This is a genomic window from Williamsia muralis NBRC 105860 (assembly GCF_001598915.1).
Lineage (GTDB): Bacteria > Actinomycetota > Actinomycetes > Mycobacteriales > Mycobacteriaceae > Williamsia > Williamsia muralis.
Map to the genome: position 1 here is coordinate 18,289 of NZ_BDAP01000008.1, position 15,104 is coordinate 33,392.

16 protein-coding genes are annotated in these 15,104 nt (G+C 63.3%); 11 read left to right on the forward strand and 5 right to left on the reverse strand.

Going from position 1 to position 15,104, the window contains the following annotated elements; genetic code table 11:
- Nucleotides 1-49: 49 nt before the first annotated feature.
- Nucleotides 50-475: a VOC family protein gene (locus WIMU1_RS23005; RefSeq protein WP_062800741.1), complete on the reverse strand. Its 426-nt coding sequence runs from the start codon at nt 473-475 to the stop codon at nt 50-52.
- A gap of 247 nt (nt 476-722) precedes the next feature.
- Nucleotides 723-1,139: an ArsR/SmtB family transcription factor gene (locus WIMU1_RS23010; protein ID WP_062800711.1), complete on the reverse strand. Its 417-nt coding sequence runs from the start codon at nt 1,137-1,139 to the stop codon at nt 723-725.
- 92 nt (nt 1,140-1,231) lie between these two features.
- Between WIMU1_RS23010 and WIMU1_RS23015 the strand changes: the two genes are divergently transcribed.
- Complete coding sequence (locus tag WIMU1_RS23015) at nt 1,232-1,828, forward strand: class I SAM-dependent methyltransferase (RefSeq protein WP_062800713.1); 597 nt, start codon at nt 1,232-1,234, stop codon at nt 1,826-1,828.
- Nucleotides 1,825-2,598, forward strand: coding sequence for an adenylate/guanylate cyclase domain-containing protein (locus WIMU1_RS23020; protein WP_084248511.1), 774 nt, complete (start codon nt 1,825-1,827; stop codon nt 2,596-2,598). Before WIMU1_RS23015 ends, WIMU1_RS23020 begins: the two co-directional genes overlap by 4 nt.
- On the opposite strand, the gene lspA is transcribed toward WIMU1_RS23020, so the two are convergent.
- The gene (lspA, locus tag WIMU1_RS23025) at nt 2,587-3,084 is read right to left on the reverse strand and encodes a signal peptidase II (RefSeq protein WP_062800743.1); all 498 of its coding nucleotides are present in this window, start codon (nt 3,082-3,084) and stop codon (nt 2,587-2,589) included. The two genes, WIMU1_RS23020 and lspA, sit on opposite strands and share 12 nt — an antisense overlap.
- 8 nt (nt 3,085-3,092) lie before the next feature.
- On the opposite strand from lspA, the gene WIMU1_RS23030 reads away from it, so the two are divergent.
- The 5 genes from WIMU1_RS23030 (at nt 3,093) to WIMU1_RS23050 (ending at nt 9,721) form a co-directional block, all read left to right on the forward strand.
- Nucleotides 3,093-3,272, forward strand: a complete 180-nt coding sequence (locus WIMU1_RS23030) for a hypothetical protein (RefSeq protein WP_062800715.1) — start codon at nt 3,093-3,095, stop codon at nt 3,270-3,272.
- 258 nt (nt 3,273-3,530) lie between these two features.
- Nucleotides 3,531-5,555: a bifunctional copper resistance protein CopD/cytochrome c oxidase assembly protein gene (locus WIMU1_RS23035; protein ID WP_062800717.1), complete on the forward strand. Its 2,025-nt coding sequence runs from the start codon at nt 3,531-3,533 to the stop codon at nt 5,553-5,555.
- 870 nt (nt 5,556-6,425) lie between these two features.
- Nucleotides 6,426-7,013 carry a hypothetical protein gene (locus tag WIMU1_RS26745; RefSeq protein WP_255283892.1) on the forward strand — a complete coding sequence of 196 codons (588 nt, stop codon included), beginning with the start codon at nt 6,426-6,428 and terminating at the stop codon, nt 7,011-7,013.
- Between the two features lie 43 nt (nt 7,014-7,056).
- Nucleotides 7,057-7,314: a restriction system modified-DNA reader domain-containing protein gene (locus WIMU1_RS26940; RefSeq protein WP_371850313.1), complete on the forward strand. Its 258-nt coding sequence runs from the start codon at nt 7,057-7,059 to the stop codon at nt 7,312-7,314.
- Nucleotides 7,315-7,645: 331 nt separating this feature from the next.
- On the forward strand, nt 7,646-9,721 hold the full coding sequence (locus WIMU1_RS23050; RefSeq protein ID WP_158599305.1) for a DUF262 domain-containing protein: 2,076 nt from the start codon (nt 7,646-7,648) through the stop codon (nt 9,719-9,721).
- 383 nt (nt 9,722-10,104) lie between these two features.
- Here the strand turns inward: WIMU1_RS23050 and WIMU1_RS23055 are convergent, their stop codons facing one another.
- On the reverse strand, nt 10,105-10,815 hold the full coding sequence (locus WIMU1_RS23055; RefSeq protein ID WP_023957702.1) for a GAF and ANTAR domain-containing protein: 711 nt from the start codon (nt 10,813-10,815) through the stop codon (nt 10,105-10,107).
- Between the two features lie 303 nt (nt 10,816-11,118).
- On the opposite strand from WIMU1_RS23055, the gene WIMU1_RS23060 reads away from it, so the two are divergent.
- On the forward strand, nt 11,119-11,826 hold the full coding sequence (locus tag WIMU1_RS23060) for a GAF and ANTAR domain-containing protein (protein ID WP_023957704.1): 708 nt from the start codon (nt 11,119-11,121) through the stop codon (nt 11,824-11,826).
- 286 nt (nt 11,827-12,112) lie between these two features.
- On the opposite strand, the gene WIMU1_RS23065 is transcribed toward WIMU1_RS23060, so the two are convergent.
- Nucleotides 12,113-12,814 (reverse strand): GAF and ANTAR domain-containing protein, encoded by a 702-nt coding sequence (locus WIMU1_RS23065; RefSeq protein ID WP_031332149.1) that lies wholly within the window; start codon nt 12,812-12,814, stop codon nt 12,113-12,115.
- Between the two features lie 430 nt (nt 12,815-13,244).
- On the opposite strand from WIMU1_RS23065, the gene WIMU1_RS23070 reads away from it, so the two are divergent.
- The 3 genes from WIMU1_RS23070 to WIMU1_RS23080 all read left to right on the forward strand — a co-directional run bounded on the left by WIMU1_RS23070 (nt 13,245) and on the right by WIMU1_RS23080 (nt 15,083).
- A complete protein-coding gene (locus WIMU1_RS23070) occupies nt 13,245-13,505 on the forward strand; it encodes a hypothetical protein (RefSeq protein ID WP_051406493.1) in 261 nt (86 codons plus the stop codon).
- Between the two features lie 90 nt (nt 13,506-13,595).
- A complete protein-coding gene (locus tag WIMU1_RS23075) occupies nt 13,596-13,889 on the forward strand; it encodes an ANTAR domain-containing protein (RefSeq protein ID WP_051406494.1) in 294 nt (97 codons plus the stop codon).
- 261 nt (nt 13,890-14,150) lie between these two features.
- Nucleotides 14,151-15,083, forward strand: a complete 933-nt coding sequence (locus tag WIMU1_RS23080) for an alpha/beta hydrolase fold domain-containing protein (RefSeq protein ID WP_147431450.1) — start codon at nt 14,151-14,153, stop codon at nt 15,081-15,083.
- The last annotated feature ends 21 nt before the right edge of the window (nt 15,084-15,104 follow it).

Consider the following 15,104-nt stretch of genomic DNA (forward strand, 5'->3'; position numbering starts at 1 on the left):
ATCTCCACCCTCATATCAACGACCCTGCCCTGCTCGACGGCACGAGTGCTCAGGTCCCGGGAGCTACTGGCGAGAAAAACGTCAGCAGATTTCCAGCTAGATCAAGTACCGCGAACTCTCGCGTGCCCCACTCAGTGTCCGTGGGCCCCGCCCCAGCATCACCCGGATGAAGAACCTGAGCCGCCGCCATCTCGCGGTAGAGCTCGTCCAACCCGTCGGTCTCTATCCGGCAACTAGCCGTTCCCGCGATGAAGCTTTCTGCCCCACTGCAGATCGGCATCGCGACAAAGTCAGAACGCGCACGCCAATCGTCGTCGAACGCCGCCCATAGATGCACCTCAGCACCCTCGCGCACCAGTTTCGCGAACCCCTCATCTGATGCGATAACCGTGAACCCAAGTCGTGTGCAATAGAACTCCACACCGAGCACGATTCGCTCGACCGGCAGCGCCGGCACCACCCTCAACAAACTCATCACCCAATCTAACGCCTGACCACAGGAACCGCGAGACTCGGTGCAGCCGGGAAGTCGTAGATGAAGGCCGCCGTCACACCGCACAGGAGGACGCCGTACCCGCTGGGGCAGCGATGTCGCTTCGCCGCAGCCAGAAGGCACCGGCGGATTACCGGAACGAACCAGGATCAGAACCGCAAATCCCTTGCGGCGCAGACCGCCTGCTCTTCCTCACTGGGTTCGTCGTGCCCGCAGCCGCATGCCTCGCTCATCGCCACACCGTCGCTTTGCCCTCCGGGGCGCCGACTCCGGGCTCTGGGCCGTCGCAACACTTGCTGTCAGTGCCGTACGTAGGACACAACGCAACAGCGTTCCCGGTCGCCGCCAGCAGTGTCTGCGCCGCGGCGAGCAGGTCCATCAGCTCCGGCCGCGCCAGGCTGTAGAACACCTGCCGCCCCACCGGACGGCCGACCACCAGCCCGCAGTCCCGCAGGCACGCCACATGCGCCGAGACCGTCGACTGCGCCAACCCCAGCTCAGCCATCACATCGGCCACCCGGGCCTCACCGCCCTGGGCAAGCCGGGTCGCGATCGCCAACCGGGTGCCGTCGGACAGGCTGTGAAACAACGCCACCGCCGGATCGAGGTCCGCGCCGGTCGCCACCGCACTCTTATTCATCGTCATATGGCGATGATAGCGATATTTTGTGGTGTAATCGAGTACCACGACATTTCCGGGCGACGCGCCCCGGACAAAGTGTGTAAGGAGCCGCCGGTATGCCATCGATGTCGACGATCGAGTCACTGTTCTGTCGCAGCGCACCCTGGGAGGCGGCAACGGGCAGATGGGTGCTGCCGTGGGCGTTGCAGGGCATCGAGCCTCGGGGCCGGGTGCTCGAGATCGGTGGCGGCAGTGGTGCAATGGCGACCCAAATCCTCGCGACGGCGCCACCAGATCTAGTTGACCTAACAGTGACCGATATCGATCCCGAGATGGTCGAGGCCGCCGGGCGCCGGATGCAACCTTTCCGAGGTCGTGCTCACGCTCGGGTCGCCGATGCCACCGCGTTGCCGTTTCCGGACGGCGCCTTCGACACCGTTGTCTCGTTCATCATGTTGCACCACGTGCTCGACTGGGAGAAGGCCCTGGCCGAAGCGGTCCGGGTGCTGGCGCCCGGCGGGGTACTGGTGGGCTACGACCTGCTCGCCAGCGCACCGGCACGGCTGCTGCATCGCCTCGAAGGTGCACCGCACCGGTTCATCAGCCGTGGCGAGCTACGCCCGCATCTTCACACCCTGCCGCTGACCGACCTCCGGATCCGGGAGAATGCGGTCACTACCCGGTTTCGCGCGCGCCGCGGCGGTGACCGATGATCGCGCCGTCGCACCCGCACCACCACGGCGCGAACTCGAACGAGCTGGCCGGACTGGAGCAGGTGCAGGTCACCGTCGCATTCGTCGACCTCGCCGGCTTCAGCGTGCTGACCGAGATCTGCGGGGACCAGGAAGCCGCCGAACTCGCTCTCGCGCTGGCCGAACAGGCCCGGCGAGCGCTTCACCCGGGTGTCCGAGTGATCAAGACCATCGGCGATGCGGTGATGCTCGCCGCCGACACCACCGATGCGATGCTCGCCACGATCAACACCCTGTCGGACGCCGTCGCCGACCACGATGGATTCCTCACGCTGCGCGCCGGGATCCACCACGGCACAGCGATCGTCCGCGACGGCGATCTGTTCGGGCATACCGTCAACGTCGCTGCCCGCATCACCGCCCTCGCCGGCGCAGGCCAGGCGGTCATCACCACCCCGGTACTGCCCGCCGCCACCCGCATCGGATGGCCCACCACGGCACTGGGGTCTCGGGGGCTGCGCAACATCAGCGCCCCCGTCGAGCTGCACGCCCTCGCACTCACCCCAGCCCGCCATCCCAGCGACCCGATATGCGGAGCGCGGATCGACCCAGCGACAGCACCGGCACACCGACAGACCGGCACCGACCGGTGGTGGTTCTGCTCAACCGACTGCGCCGAACGCTACGACCACACCAACGAGCAGACCGCCAGCCTGGCCTCACCCCGGGGCAGCACACCGGCGCTAGAAAGCCCTAACTCGCGAGGCGCCACCACCAGGTCACTGAGATGAGCTTGCCGTGTCCGCTGGCCGCTCCATGAACACAGCCACGATGAGAACCACTGCGCCGCAAGTGATATAGGTATCGGCGAGGTTGAATGTGGGCCACCACCCGGTGTGGAAATAGTCTGTCACCTTGCCGTCGATGAGCCGATCGATGACGTTGGCCGTGGCGCCGGCGAAGATGGCGGCCAGGCACATGGCGTGCACTGTGTGGTGATGCGGTGCGCTGACCCACGCGTAGATGCCAATACCCACAGTGATTGCAGCGGTAACCGCAATCAGGGCCGCAGCGGGAAGTTGATTGCCCAAGCTAAAAGCGACCCCGGTGTTGAACGCCAACCGAAGCTCCAGCGGGCCAAGGTCAACGATGCGGCCATCGGCAAGCGTGGCACGGGCGATCGGATCAAAAACAAGAGCAAGAGTCGTCAAAACCATTGCCACATAGACCAATACCCGGCGCTGTGGTGTCGCGGTGGCGCTGGGTTCGTGGGAGATACTCACCAGTGCCACTCCCCCACGACACGGTCCTGACCACCCGGGGCGGCCAGCCCGTGCTGCCGCCCGACCGGCTCGCCTCCGGGGGTGCCGATAACGACGACATCGGTCACGTCATGAACTCCGGCGACCACGGCCCAGCTCCACAGGAGCCCATCAGCATCAACCCGGGAGGGCGCGCGTTCTGACAGACGAGGACACATAGTCACCGCACCAAGTGGGTTTGCAGACGTCGTCTCGCCGGTAGCAGCGCAGACTGCGCTCATGATCGACATACAACGATATTATCGCCCACGAACGAGTGGGTCTACGCTGGTCGGCCGCGTGCACCCTCGTGATCCTGAGCCGTTCCCGGTGCAGCGCGAGTGCATTCCTCGGGGTCGCGGGCGGTGGGCTGCTCTGTGGCCAGTGTCTTCGGCGCAGCGCTCGCTGCTTACCCTGAAAGGGTGAGTACGCCGAGCGCCGATTCGATCGACATCCGCCGTAGCGCCGCGGCGAGCATCGGCTGGGTGCTGGCCTGGGTTGCGGCCGCCGTCGCCATTGCTGTCACCGCCATCTCCGCGAGCAAGGCGCTGGACCTGGCCGGCGTCGGTGACCCCGGCGCGCTGACACGCTACGGGCTGCCCACCGTGCAGACGATAGGTGAGATCGGTGCCGTGGTGGCCGTGGGCGGGGCGCTGTTCGCAGCGTTCTTCGTTCCGCCGCAATCCGACGGGATTCTCGACGTCGGCGGGTACCGCGCAATCCGGTTCGCATCGGTGGGAGCGTTGGTCTGGGCGATCGCGGCACTGCTCATGATCCCGCTGACGATCTCAGATGCGTCCGGCTTCCCGTTGTCTGAGACGCTGACTGTCGATCGCATGACCACCGCCTTCGACCAGGTGGCCGATGCGCGATCATGGTTGTGGACGGCGATCTTCGCTCTGATCTGCGCAATCGTCGCCCGGATCGCGTTGCGATGGACCTGGACCCTCATCACTTTGCCTTTGGCATTGCTGACGCTGATGCCGATAGCCATCGCGGGGCATTCTTCGACCGGCGGAAGTCACGATGTCGCCACCAACAGCCTGATCCTGCACATCGTCGGCGCCTGCCTGTGGATGGGTGGCCTGTTCGCGCTGCTGGCCTACGCGCGCGGGGGCGGGCAGTTCACCGCGCTCGCGGCCCGGCGATATTCGCGGGTGGCTTTCTGGTGCTTCATCGTCGTCGGAGCCAGCGGTGTCATCAACGCTCTCGTTCGCGTGCACATCGATCAACTCTTCACCGAGACGTACGGGCAACTGGTGCTCGCCAAACTCTCCGCGTTGGTGATCCTCGGCGGGTTCGGCGCCTGGCATCGTCGCACGACCATCCCGGCCTTGACCGGCGGCGACGAGCGTAAGCCGTTCGTCAGATTCGCATTCGTCGAATTACTCGTGTTTGCGGCGACCTTCGGTATCGCAGTCGGTCTCTCGCGTACCCCGCCACCTGCCAACGTCAACCCGGCGGACATGCCGGCCGCCGAACTCGTGCTCGGATATCGGATCGACGAAGCGCCGACCTTCGGGAGCCTGCTGACCGATTGGCGCTTCGACCTGCTGTTCGGAACCTTGGCGATCGCGATGGCCGTCGTCTATCTGCGGGGAGTGATCAGGCTCCGTCGGCGCGGCGACGCGTGGCCGATCGGCCGCACGATCGCCTGGATGCTGGGCTGTGCGGCGCTGTTGTTCGCCACGTCGTCCGGGCTGGGCAAATACGCCCCTGCGCTGTTCAGCATGCACATGATCGCGCACATGGTGCTGTCGATGCTGGTGCCGGTGCTTCTCGTACTCGGTGGTCCGGTCACCTTGGCGCTCAGAGCGTTGGCACCGGCCGGGCGCGGCGCACCGCCGGGACCCCGGGAATGGATTCTAACGCTCCTGCACAGTCCGTTCTCGAAGTTCATGACCCACCCGCTGGTGGCGTCTGTACTGTTCGTCGGCAGCTACTACGTGCTGTACCTGGGCGGCCTGTTCGAACTACTGGCGGACTATCACGCGGCGCACGTCGTGATGAACCTGCACTTCATGGTCAGCGGTTATCTCTTCTACTGGGTCGTCATCGGTATCGACCCAGCACCGCGCACGCTGTCACCGGTGGCCAAGCTCGCGATGGTGTTCGGCTCCTTGCCGTTCCACGCGTTCTTCGGTGTCGCGTTGATGAGCACCGACAACATCATCGCGCGTAACTACTACAACAGCCTGATGCTGCCGTGGAACCCCGATCTGATGAGTGACCAGCGCCTCGGTGGTGGCATCGCCTGGGCGGCGGGTGAGATCCCGTTGGTCTTGGTGATGCTCGCGTTGTTGGTGCAGTGGAGTCGGCAGGATCAACGGCAGGCGAAGCGATTCGACCGACGCGAAGAACGCGACGACGGTGCAGAGTTGGCAAGCTACAACGCGATGCTCGCCCAACTCTCCGGCCGGACTCAGACCCGCGACCCGTACGACTAGCTTCTGGCGCGCAGCGCGTCAGCCGGTTGATGAACGGTCGGCAGCCCGGAAGAACCGTTCCCGGTCCATAGACACGGCACGCGAAATCATTGACTTAAACGGCATCGTCGAACGCATCAACGCCATTGAGGCACCTACCGCGATGCGCTCAACCGGCATCGCCTGGCACCGTTCTCAACAGACCCATCACTCAATCGAACGCGCGAGTGCACAAACTGCGAGACCGCTCGAACGCCCCCACACATCCGGCAACCTACCCACGGCCAAGATCGGACTAAATCACACCAAACCATCGACGCCCACGGACTCATACCGACCACCAAACGGAACGGCGATCGGCATCGGCCGAATCGTATTGGGTGCGACGACAGCACTGGCGCCGGCCCGCGTGCACCGCGCCCTCGGGGTCGACTACCCCGGACCAGACCGCGGCATCTGGATTAAAGCATTCGGCGTTCGCGACATCGCGCTTGGCGCCGCAGCACTGCACCCCGATCAGACCGTTAGGCGGTCAGTACTGCAAGCCGGTATCGCGATGGACCTCGTAGACGCGGGCGTAGTGATAGCGGCCGCACGCAACGGCGTCCCCCGTCGAGCTGCCGGAATCGGAGTCTACTCGCTGGGGGCACTGCGGTCATAGCCGCCGTCGGCCCGTCACTGCTGCGCCGAGCGGCACAATCCTGACATCGAAGCTGACCCGACGCAGTATTTGCTATCGGCGTAATCATATGTGGTGCACTGTATTTCGTCACTAATGACGAACCGTACCGGCTCTCATTGCATCGACGGTCGACGGTGGATGTGCGCAGACGGTGTCCCAGATGTGTAGTCAGTCCCCACTCCCGGTGGCCATAATGGCCGGTGAGCAACATGAAGCGGCGCTGGTCTGATGAGTACGTCGATGCATTCTGCGAGCACGCAGGGCAGCACGGATTGACTGCGCCGCGGGGCGCGGTGGCCGCGCTGATCGAGAACCATGTTCGTACCGTGGCCGACCGGCCGGGAATCACCGAGAAGACCGCCCGCACCAACTTCACAATCGCCGATGCGCAGTCTCTAGCTGGCCAGGCGGTCGAACCGTTCGCCAAAGAGCAGCCAGGACAGGACCTGCTCGACCTACCCATCACCCACACCATTCCTTTGGCCCTGGCCGCCCGGACCATCGCCGGACTCGCGATCGCCGTCGAACTGTCGACCTCCGCGGGCGGCAGTGATCCCGGCGACGTCCTAGCCGCTCATCGTGAATCCCAAGCCCTGATCGCCGCCTGGGGGCTGCTGATCGAACGCGCCGCCCTGACCGGCCACACCACCAGCCGCGAGTATCCCGACATCGCGATCCCCGAAGCAGCAATCCACCGCGCCCTACGCGAACTCGACCGCGGACTGCGCCACCTCACCGCCGCCGGCGTCACTCCCGCCGACGGCTCTACTTCTGCCGGCAAGAGGGCACGGCGGTGAGTCGAGTGGTGGCGCACGGCGCCCCGGCAAGCTATACGCGCTCGTGGAGGCTGGTCTGATAAGTGTGGGTGACACCCTGAAGCATCATCAACCACGAAAGCATCGGACGTTTACTGCGACCGTCGAAGCGGCCGGATGGATTACCACCGAGCACGGTCAGTACGAGTCACCTTCTCCTGCCCTCGCAGACTGCGTCGGCACTCAAATCGATGGGTGGGCGTGGTGGATTCATGAGCCGACTGGCAAATCCCTTCGACAGCTCCGGGACGCCGTTCGTAGATCAGGTGCTGTAAACGGTTAACGTGCGGCCGCTCGCCGAAGGCATGGCGCGCAGATTGGATAAGCCACCTGTGAGGCTCGGGATCTGCTAGCAGACATAATGCAATCTTATCGCCGGAACACGGTGTGGCACTATACCTTCCCAGTTCCAGACCCATCAGCAGACAGCAGAGGGTACTGCAGGGGCTCACGCCCGACGCCGTTACGTCTGACGCACAACGAGTGGCGTTGTGAATGTGTGAACTCAACGCGTCTGGTGTGAGACGAATAGGTGGTAGTAGTGAGTTGCTTTCCGAACGCGAACAGGAGTGTGAACGGCAGCAATGGAGGCTCACCCCCGTAGATTGAAGTCGGTGTTCCGCAGCGACTTGCGGCTCGTTGTCCCGTTGTTCCAGCGGCCGTATGTGTGGGACGAGGAGGATCAGTGGGCTCCCCTGTGGGAGGACATCCTGGCAGCGTTCGACCGCCGCACCGACGTGGACACCCCACCTCATTTCCTGGGTGCCATTGTCCTGGAGCAGAAGCGCGGTGCGCTGGGCAGCCTCGAAGTCCGTGAAGTTATCGACGGCCAGCAGCGGCTGACGACGCTGCAACTGTTCATCGCAGCGCTGCGGGACACGTACCTGGCGGAGAACATCAAGACCCGGTTGTTCAATCACCTCCGGAAGACGTTGGAGAACGACACCGATCTGATCGAACGGTCGGAAGAGGAGTTCAAGCTCTACCCGACGAACCGTGATCGCGCTCCGTTCGTCGGCGTCATGCGCGGTGAGTACCGGGACAAGACATCGGACCCCAGCTACGCACAGATCCCGCGGGCCTACCTGTACTTTCGGGGGCAGTTGGAGGATCTGGTGTCCGCGTGCGGATCGGAACAAGAGGTCGAGGACGCGCTCGACGGTCTGTCCGAGGTAGCGCTCGAGCACCTTGAGCTCGTCGTCATCGACCTCGACGTTGAAGATAACGCACAGGTCATCTTCGAGACGCTCAACGCACGTGGAACCGCGCTCAGGGCATCGGACCTTATCAAGAACGCCCTTTTCCGCACCCTTCAGGATGGCGCCGCCGGTGACGACGGCATTGAGACGCTGTATCGGACGTACTGGGAGCCGCTGGAGAGCGAGCAGTGGCAGACCGAAGTGCGGGTGGGTCGACTCACGCGGCCGCGGCTCGACGTGTTCGTCGGCTACTTCCTGACTGTTCTGCTACAGCGAGAAGTACAGTCCCACCAACTTTTCCCGCAGGCACGAGGCTACTTTGACGGCGACAAGGAAATGGCCGCAATCTTCCTCAAGGAGATGTCGCGCTACGCCGCCGTCTACGCAGGAATCGACGATCGCACGATCGCGTCGAAGGCAGAGAAGGTGTCCCTCGATCGGCTTGAGATCGTCGACACCACGACGATCATGCCGGTCTTACTGTGGCTGTTCGCGAACTCCGATGGAGCGGAGCGGAAGCGGGCACTGGCGCTGTTGGAAGCGTACCTCGTCCGCCGCGCGATCTGCCGGCTCACACCCAAGAACTACAACCGATTGTTCTTGGAGCTGACCCGTCGGCTGGAATCAGCGACGGAGGAGGCGGACGTAGTCGTGGAGCGATTCCTGGTCGGCCAGCGATCCGACTCGGGAGTGTGGCCGACCGACGCTCAGGTCGTCGATGACATGACGCGTTTGCAACTGTACCGGCTGTTGAAGCGGGATCGCCTGCAACGACTATTGCTCGCAATTGAGAACGAGATGACCACCGACAGGACAGAGCCAGTGCCGCCCAGCAAGAAGCTCTCAGTAGAGCACCTCTTGCCCCAGGCGTGGCATGAGAATTGGCCTGTCGACCCAGGTGACGGTGGGGCGGAGGAGGAGCGCCGCGACGAACTGGTGCACACGATCGGGAATCTGACGCTCATCACGCAAAAGCTCAATGCGAGCGTCTCCAACGGCCCGTGGTCGATCAAGCGTGAAAACTTGCTGAAGCACTCGGCGCTGACAATGAACAGATCGCTGCCAGCAGTATGGGGTTCCGACGCGATCGCGCAGAGGTCGCGTGTTCTGGCCGACGTGGCCACGCGGATGTGGCCGCGCCCCGATGCGGCTCCGGCGCGCGAGCTCTCGGACAATGAGCGGGAGCTCCGACCAGATCGGGACCGGGCAGTGGCGGCATCCAAGTCATCACCTCAGCGCACAACGGGGTCGGGCACGCGGCGCCGGGACATTGGCCAGCACATCGTGAGCGCGTTCAGCGAGCTAGATTCTGGAGAGTTCCTAACAATCAGAGAAATCAGTCGCACGCCTTCCGAGCAATATCCGGCGAACGACCCTCCATCTGACGGCGCCATCTCGATTCGTCTGTTCCCCAAAGACAGCAGATCCTCGACGGTGCCCGGCGTGGAGGGCGTCATCGTAGGCGGGCGGCGGGGCGCGCGAAAGCTGTGACGAAATGACCGTCGAGATAACTGGCTGCGAGGGTTGCGTAAATGCACTGCACACATCTCGCGCACTAGGAAACCGATAGACGAAGCGATCGGGCACAAGATCACCAATGCCCATCCACCAGGGTGCGTACGATTCCCGCAACACCCAGGAGGGCGGCGCCCTCACCGTTGAGTTCACGGCGTCGTCGCCTGTCGCTATGGCTGTTCCCACACGACTGTCGGAGTGAGTCGGGCTGGTCGTGGGTCCGGACCGCGCGGTAATCTTCTTGATTCGGTTCGTGCCGTTGCTTGACCTGCGGGCGGGTGTTTTCGTCCTCTGTGGTCAGCCGAGTTGGTCGGCTGGTCGGAGCAGATCAACAGTTAACCTGCGCGGCCGCCCTGGGATTATTGAAGCCGCTCGTTGGGTGGGTGATCTGCTTCGACGATCTGGCGGGCGACCTCGGCGAGGCGGATGTTCTCGTTCTGGGACAACGTGCGCAGCATGTCGAAAGCCTCGATGGCGTTGACGCTGAAGCGTTCCATGATCATGCCCTTGGCTTGGCCGATGATGTCGCGGCTGGCCAAAGCACTGCGGAACTGCTCACCACGCCGCACCGCGGCCCACACGATCGCGGCATGCGCGGCGAAGATGTAACCGAGATCCCGGGCATCCTGATCGAAAGCATTCGCGTTGTCGGAGTACAGATTCAATGCGCCGACCGTGTCACGGGTAGTGAACAGCTCGAACGAGGCGATCGACCGAATTTTGGTTTGCGCCAACGCCTCAGCACGAAAGTCGGGCCACCGCGTCTCGGTCTGAAGGTCGCTGATGAAGTAGCTGTCGTGCTCGGTTGCCGCAGCGAAACACGGGCCCTGGCGAAGTTTCTCCTGGATCGAGTCGATCGTACGGGCATGCTCATGGGTCGCGGCCGGTGTAGCGATCTCCTCGCGGCGGGCCACGATGGTGATGCCTGCGTACTGAGCTCCCGGAATATGCTTGACGGCGTTAGTGAGAAGCTCATCGAACGCGCGCACCGAGGTGTCTGGCAACCGTTCATTCATCTGCCGCGCAAGCGCTGCGATCTGCTTGTAGACGTCGCTGTGTTCAGTGCCCACTTCTCGAGCCTTCCGCTGGCAGGATGCAACAGTCGTGCAACTGACTGTATGGCATCGCAGATGTCGCTGCGGGATTAGTTAGCAAAGCCAAAATGGCCCAGGTTGGGCGGCCCGACCTGGGCGTCGTCAAGTTTACTTGACATAACATAGATTATCGGCGTAACCCGTTGTGGCTCAATCAGTTTCGTCACCAGTGACGAAACTCGGGGTGGTTTCGCCGTCGTTGTGTGCCGCAGTCGGTGCGCGTAGGCTGGGAGCCAAGTCGCGCATACCGCTCGGTGGTGATGCGGGAAGTGGGCTCGAATGGGCGCCGACAACGACAGTGATTTCTACGCGCGGATCGCGCATTTGATGGGAACGCCGCAGCAGCGGCACTTTGATCATTCTGATGAAGCACTCGCTGATGTGGTGCACAGCGCGGTCCGCCACATTCCTGGTGTGGACTACGCCGGTATCACGGTGGTTTCTCGCCGCGGCCATGACGTGACCACGCCCGCGGCTACTCACGATCATCCCCGCACCCTTGATGCGTTGCAGCAACAGCACCGCCAGGGCCCGTGTTTCGATGCTGCTCTCGAGCATCAGACTTTCTTTGTCGACGACCTCACCGTAGACAGCCGGTGGCCACTGTTTCGGCGCGACGCCCTCGCCCGCACCCCTGTGCAGGCAATCAGCTCGTACCAGTTGTTCACCACCCGCGACAGGGTCGGCGCCTTGAACCTGTACGCCGACCGCCGCGGCGCCCTCGACCAGCCTGCCCGTGACCTAGGGTTCATTTTCGCCTCCCATGCCGCGATCGTGTGGACCGGATTACATCGAAGCGAGCAATTCAACAACCACCTGGCCGGCCGTGAGGTCATCGGCCAGGCCACCGGCATGATCATGCAACGCGAGGGTTTCGACGCTATTTTGGCCACCGCCTACCTACGGCTGATCGCCGACAACCGCAACATCACCCTGGTTGACGCCGCACACACAGTCCTCGACGGCCAATACGGACGCAATCGATAGCTACGCCCGTTATCTTTTGGTGCACAACAGGTTTGCGGTCAGCGTCCTGTTCGCGGCGGTGTAGCTGATGGTGTAGCGCTCGATCAGCATGTTCTTTTGTCTGCCCGGTGAGATCACGTGAGATGGCGCTTCAGATGTTGCCGTATCGGCCGTATCGAACGCGTTCGGACTGTAGGCACACATGCTCAGCGCGCCGTGGTCCTGTCCCACTAGCAGCACCTCGACAAGTACCCCTCCTCCGGTCGCTCCCTCTGAGCCAGTGGGTGAATCGGGCCCTCGGACGCGGTCAGGTGTCGTGGGGGTGATCGGCCTCCACGAGGCTGTGGGCGATGTCGGCGAGACGGATGTTGGCGTCCTGGGACAGTTTGCGCAGCAACTCGAACGCTTGATGGGGGCCGATGTTGTAGCGCTCCATCAACATGCCTTTGGCCTGGCCGATTGTGTCACGGCTAGCCAGCGCGCTCCGGAACTGTTCACCGCGGCGCATCGCGTTCCAGAGCACTGCGGCATGGGCGGCGAAAACATAGCCAAGATCGCGGGATGCTTCGTCGAACGCATCAGCTCGTTCCGAGTACAAGTTCAGCGCACCCACGGCATCGCGGGTGGTGAACAGCTGGTAGGACACGATGGACTGCACTGATGTCTGCGCCGACGCTTCGCGCCGGAAGATCGGCCACCGCTCATCGGCGCTGAGATTGGCCAGGTAGTAGGTGTCCTGATTGAGCGCCGCATCAAGGCACGGGCCTTCATGGTGGCGGTGCTGAATGGCATCCAACGTACGCGGCACCTCGTGCGAGGCGACCGGGGTGATGACCTCTTGGCGTCGGGCCACGACCGTGATCCCGGCATAGTCCACACATGCGATGTGCTCGACAGCATGGCGGACAAGTTCGTCGACCGCACTGCCGGAGTACTCGTTGATGCGTTCACTCATCGTCTTGACCAGGTCGGCGATCTGTTTGTACGCGTCGATGCTGTAGCCGCTCATCTCGGCCCTTTCGCTGACCATCGAGCGGGTGCACGATATGACCAACTGTAGCCGGTCCTTCGCTCCGGGCGTGGGCGATAGGCTAGACGGCGCTCCGATAGCAGATGACACGTTTGGCCTAGTTCGGTGGGTAGGCGGCCAAACAGGTCGGGAGACAAGCAGCGGTGCCGGCTCAGGCATCCGTGGTCGAGGACTGAGCCATGGGTGCCGCCCGAACCCAGCCTCCATGAGCCGGTGCGGCCCTGCCAGCCCAGGCCCACGAGAACCTCGGTGGCCGCGGAGGCGGCATTGTGTGGCAGGCCCCGAAAGCACCGAACGGGTACAGTGATTTGATGCACCGTCCGCGTCTTGGCCTCTGAGTGACGGGCGTGTTGCGGTGGAACCCAACGCTTTTGAGTTTTACAAGCAAGTTGCTGACTTGACACAGGGTATGAGCCGACGTCTGCCGGCCACTGCAGCAGGCGCACTCGACGAACTCATCGGCGGCGCGATCAATCACGTAGGGGGAGTGAACTACGCCGCTGTCACCGTCATCGACCGGACACACCACGTGACAACGGTGGCAGCCACCCACCACAACCCCCGACTGCTTGACAGCCTGCAGCAACAACACCAGCAAGGTCCTTGTTTCGACGCAGCCGCCGGGCCGCACAGCTACTACATCAGCGACCTGAACGATGAGCAACGATAGCCTGGTTTCCGGGCAGATGCACTACATCGGACACCAATTCGCTCCATCGCAGCATTCGAGCTGTTCACCACCCGCAGCTCGGTAGGCACCATGCAGTTGTATGCCGACACACCCGACACCTTCGACCACCAGACCCGCGACCTCGGACACATCCTCGCTGCCCACGCCTCGATCGTGTGGAATGCGGTACACCGTTGCGAACACATGCGCACCGCACTCGGTAGCCGCGACATCATCGGCCAGGCCAAAGGCATGCTCATGGAGCGTTACAAGATCACCGCCAGCGACGCCTTTGCCCTGCTGAGCAGGCTGTCACAGGAAGACAACACCAAACTCGTCGACGTCGCCCACCGCCTGATCACACCGAACGCTTACAGAGGTTGACTCCGACAGCGCCTGCCGCACCGAGGGCAGCTGGCACCCTTACTCGGTGCCGCGTTCGGCAACTACCACTGAATGGTCGAAGTTCTATGGCGCAAGATTCTCCGTTGCCGATGTCATACTTTGCAGCACAACCATTTTCGTCGTCATTGACGAAGATACCATCGGGTCAGCAACCCTGCTCATTGTCCTTGACTCCCGCCGCAAGGGGCTGGAGCCGGTGTCGTGTGAGACAGTTCGGCGGTGTAGAGAGGTGGCCCGGTGGTGGGCTCTTTACGGAAGGGGTTGTCGATGGTGTCCTGGCAGGCTCGTGCGCAGATCGCATGGATGCGGCTGCAACGCAAGAACCGGTTTTATGCCGATCCGCAGGTGATGCGTGAACGACTTGGCCGGCACCAGGATCCGAGGCGGGCCCAACCGCCCCGATCTGTCGCTGCCGCTCTCACGGTGGACCGTACCGTCGTTGACGGGCATGACTGCTTCACCTTGAGCCCCACACACGGCCCGCGAACTACCTTGCATATCTTTCACCTCCATGGTGGCGGTTTCGTCGAGCAACCCGATACGCAACACTGGTCGTTCGCCCGGCGCATGGTCGAGCTCCTCGGGTGCCGATACACGCTGCCGATGTACCCGTTGTGCCCGGCCGCCGACCACCGCACCATCGTGCCCATGGTGGGTGATGCTTATGCCCACACCATGGCCGGCACCGACCCCGGCCACCGCGTCGTTATCGGCGATTCCGCCGGCGGTGCACTCGCCCTGGACCTGGCGATTGATCTTCGCGAGCGCCGCCTTCCCCAGCCCGCGGCGATCGCACTGTTTTCACCCTGGCTGAACCTGCCCACCGATGCCCCTGAATCCCTGCGCATCGCACCATCGGATCCCGAGCTGGGGATCGACGGCTTACGTCAAGCCGCGCGCTGGTACGCCGCGGACACGGACTTCCACGACGTGGCGGTACGTCCGGTCGACGCTGACCTGTCCGGGCTGGCTCCGCTCATCGTGTTCATCGGGACCCGCGACATCCTGCTACCCGACGCTCGGCTCCTGCAGGCCCGCGCCCGCCAGCACCGCACGCCCCTCGACCTGCACATCTATGACGGCATGTTCCACAACTGGATTCAACACGAATTACCCGAATCACACACCGCGACCGACACACTAGTCGACTTCATCACCAGCCGCGTCTTCTGACCGCTCATCACTGCGGCGGCG

What these genes read in the sequence shown, in the direction of transcription:
- WIMU1_RS23060 (WP_023957704.1), top strand. Translation starts at nt 11,119, where the DNA reads ATGGGCGCCGACAACGACAGTGATTTCTACGCGCGGATCGCGCATTTG.
- WIMU1_RS23020 (WP_084248511.1), top strand. Translation starts at nt 1,825, where the DNA reads ATGATCGCGCCGTCGCACCCGCACCACCACGGCGCGAACTCGAACGAG.
- WIMU1_RS26745 (WP_255283892.1), top strand. Translation starts at nt 6,426, where the DNA reads ATGAAGCGGCGCTGGTCTGATGAGTACGTCGATGCATTCTGCGAGCAC.
- WIMU1_RS23010 (WP_062800711.1), bottom strand. Translation starts at nt 1,139, where the DNA reads ATGACGATGAATAAGAGTGCGGTGGCGACCGGCGCGGACCTCGATCCG.
- WIMU1_RS23005 (WP_062800741.1), bottom strand. Translation starts at nt 475, where the DNA reads ATGAGTTTGTTGAGGGTGGTGCCGGCGCTGCCGGTCGAGCGAATCGTG.
- WIMU1_RS23065 (WP_031332149.1), bottom strand. Translation starts at nt 12,814, where the DNA reads ATGAGCGGCTACAGCATCGACGCGTACAAACAGATCGCCGACCTGGTC.
- WIMU1_RS23075 (WP_051406494.1), top strand. Translation starts at nt 13,596, where the DNA reads ATGCAGTTGTATGCCGACACACCCGACACCTTCGACCACCAGACCCGC.
- WIMU1_RS23070 (WP_051406493.1), top strand. Translation starts at nt 13,245, where the DNA reads ATGAGCCGACGTCTGCCGGCCACTGCAGCAGGCGCACTCGACGAACTC.
- WIMU1_RS23015 (WP_062800713.1), top strand. Translation starts at nt 1,232, where the DNA reads ATGCCATCGATGTCGACGATCGAGTCACTGTTCTGTCGCAGCGCACCC.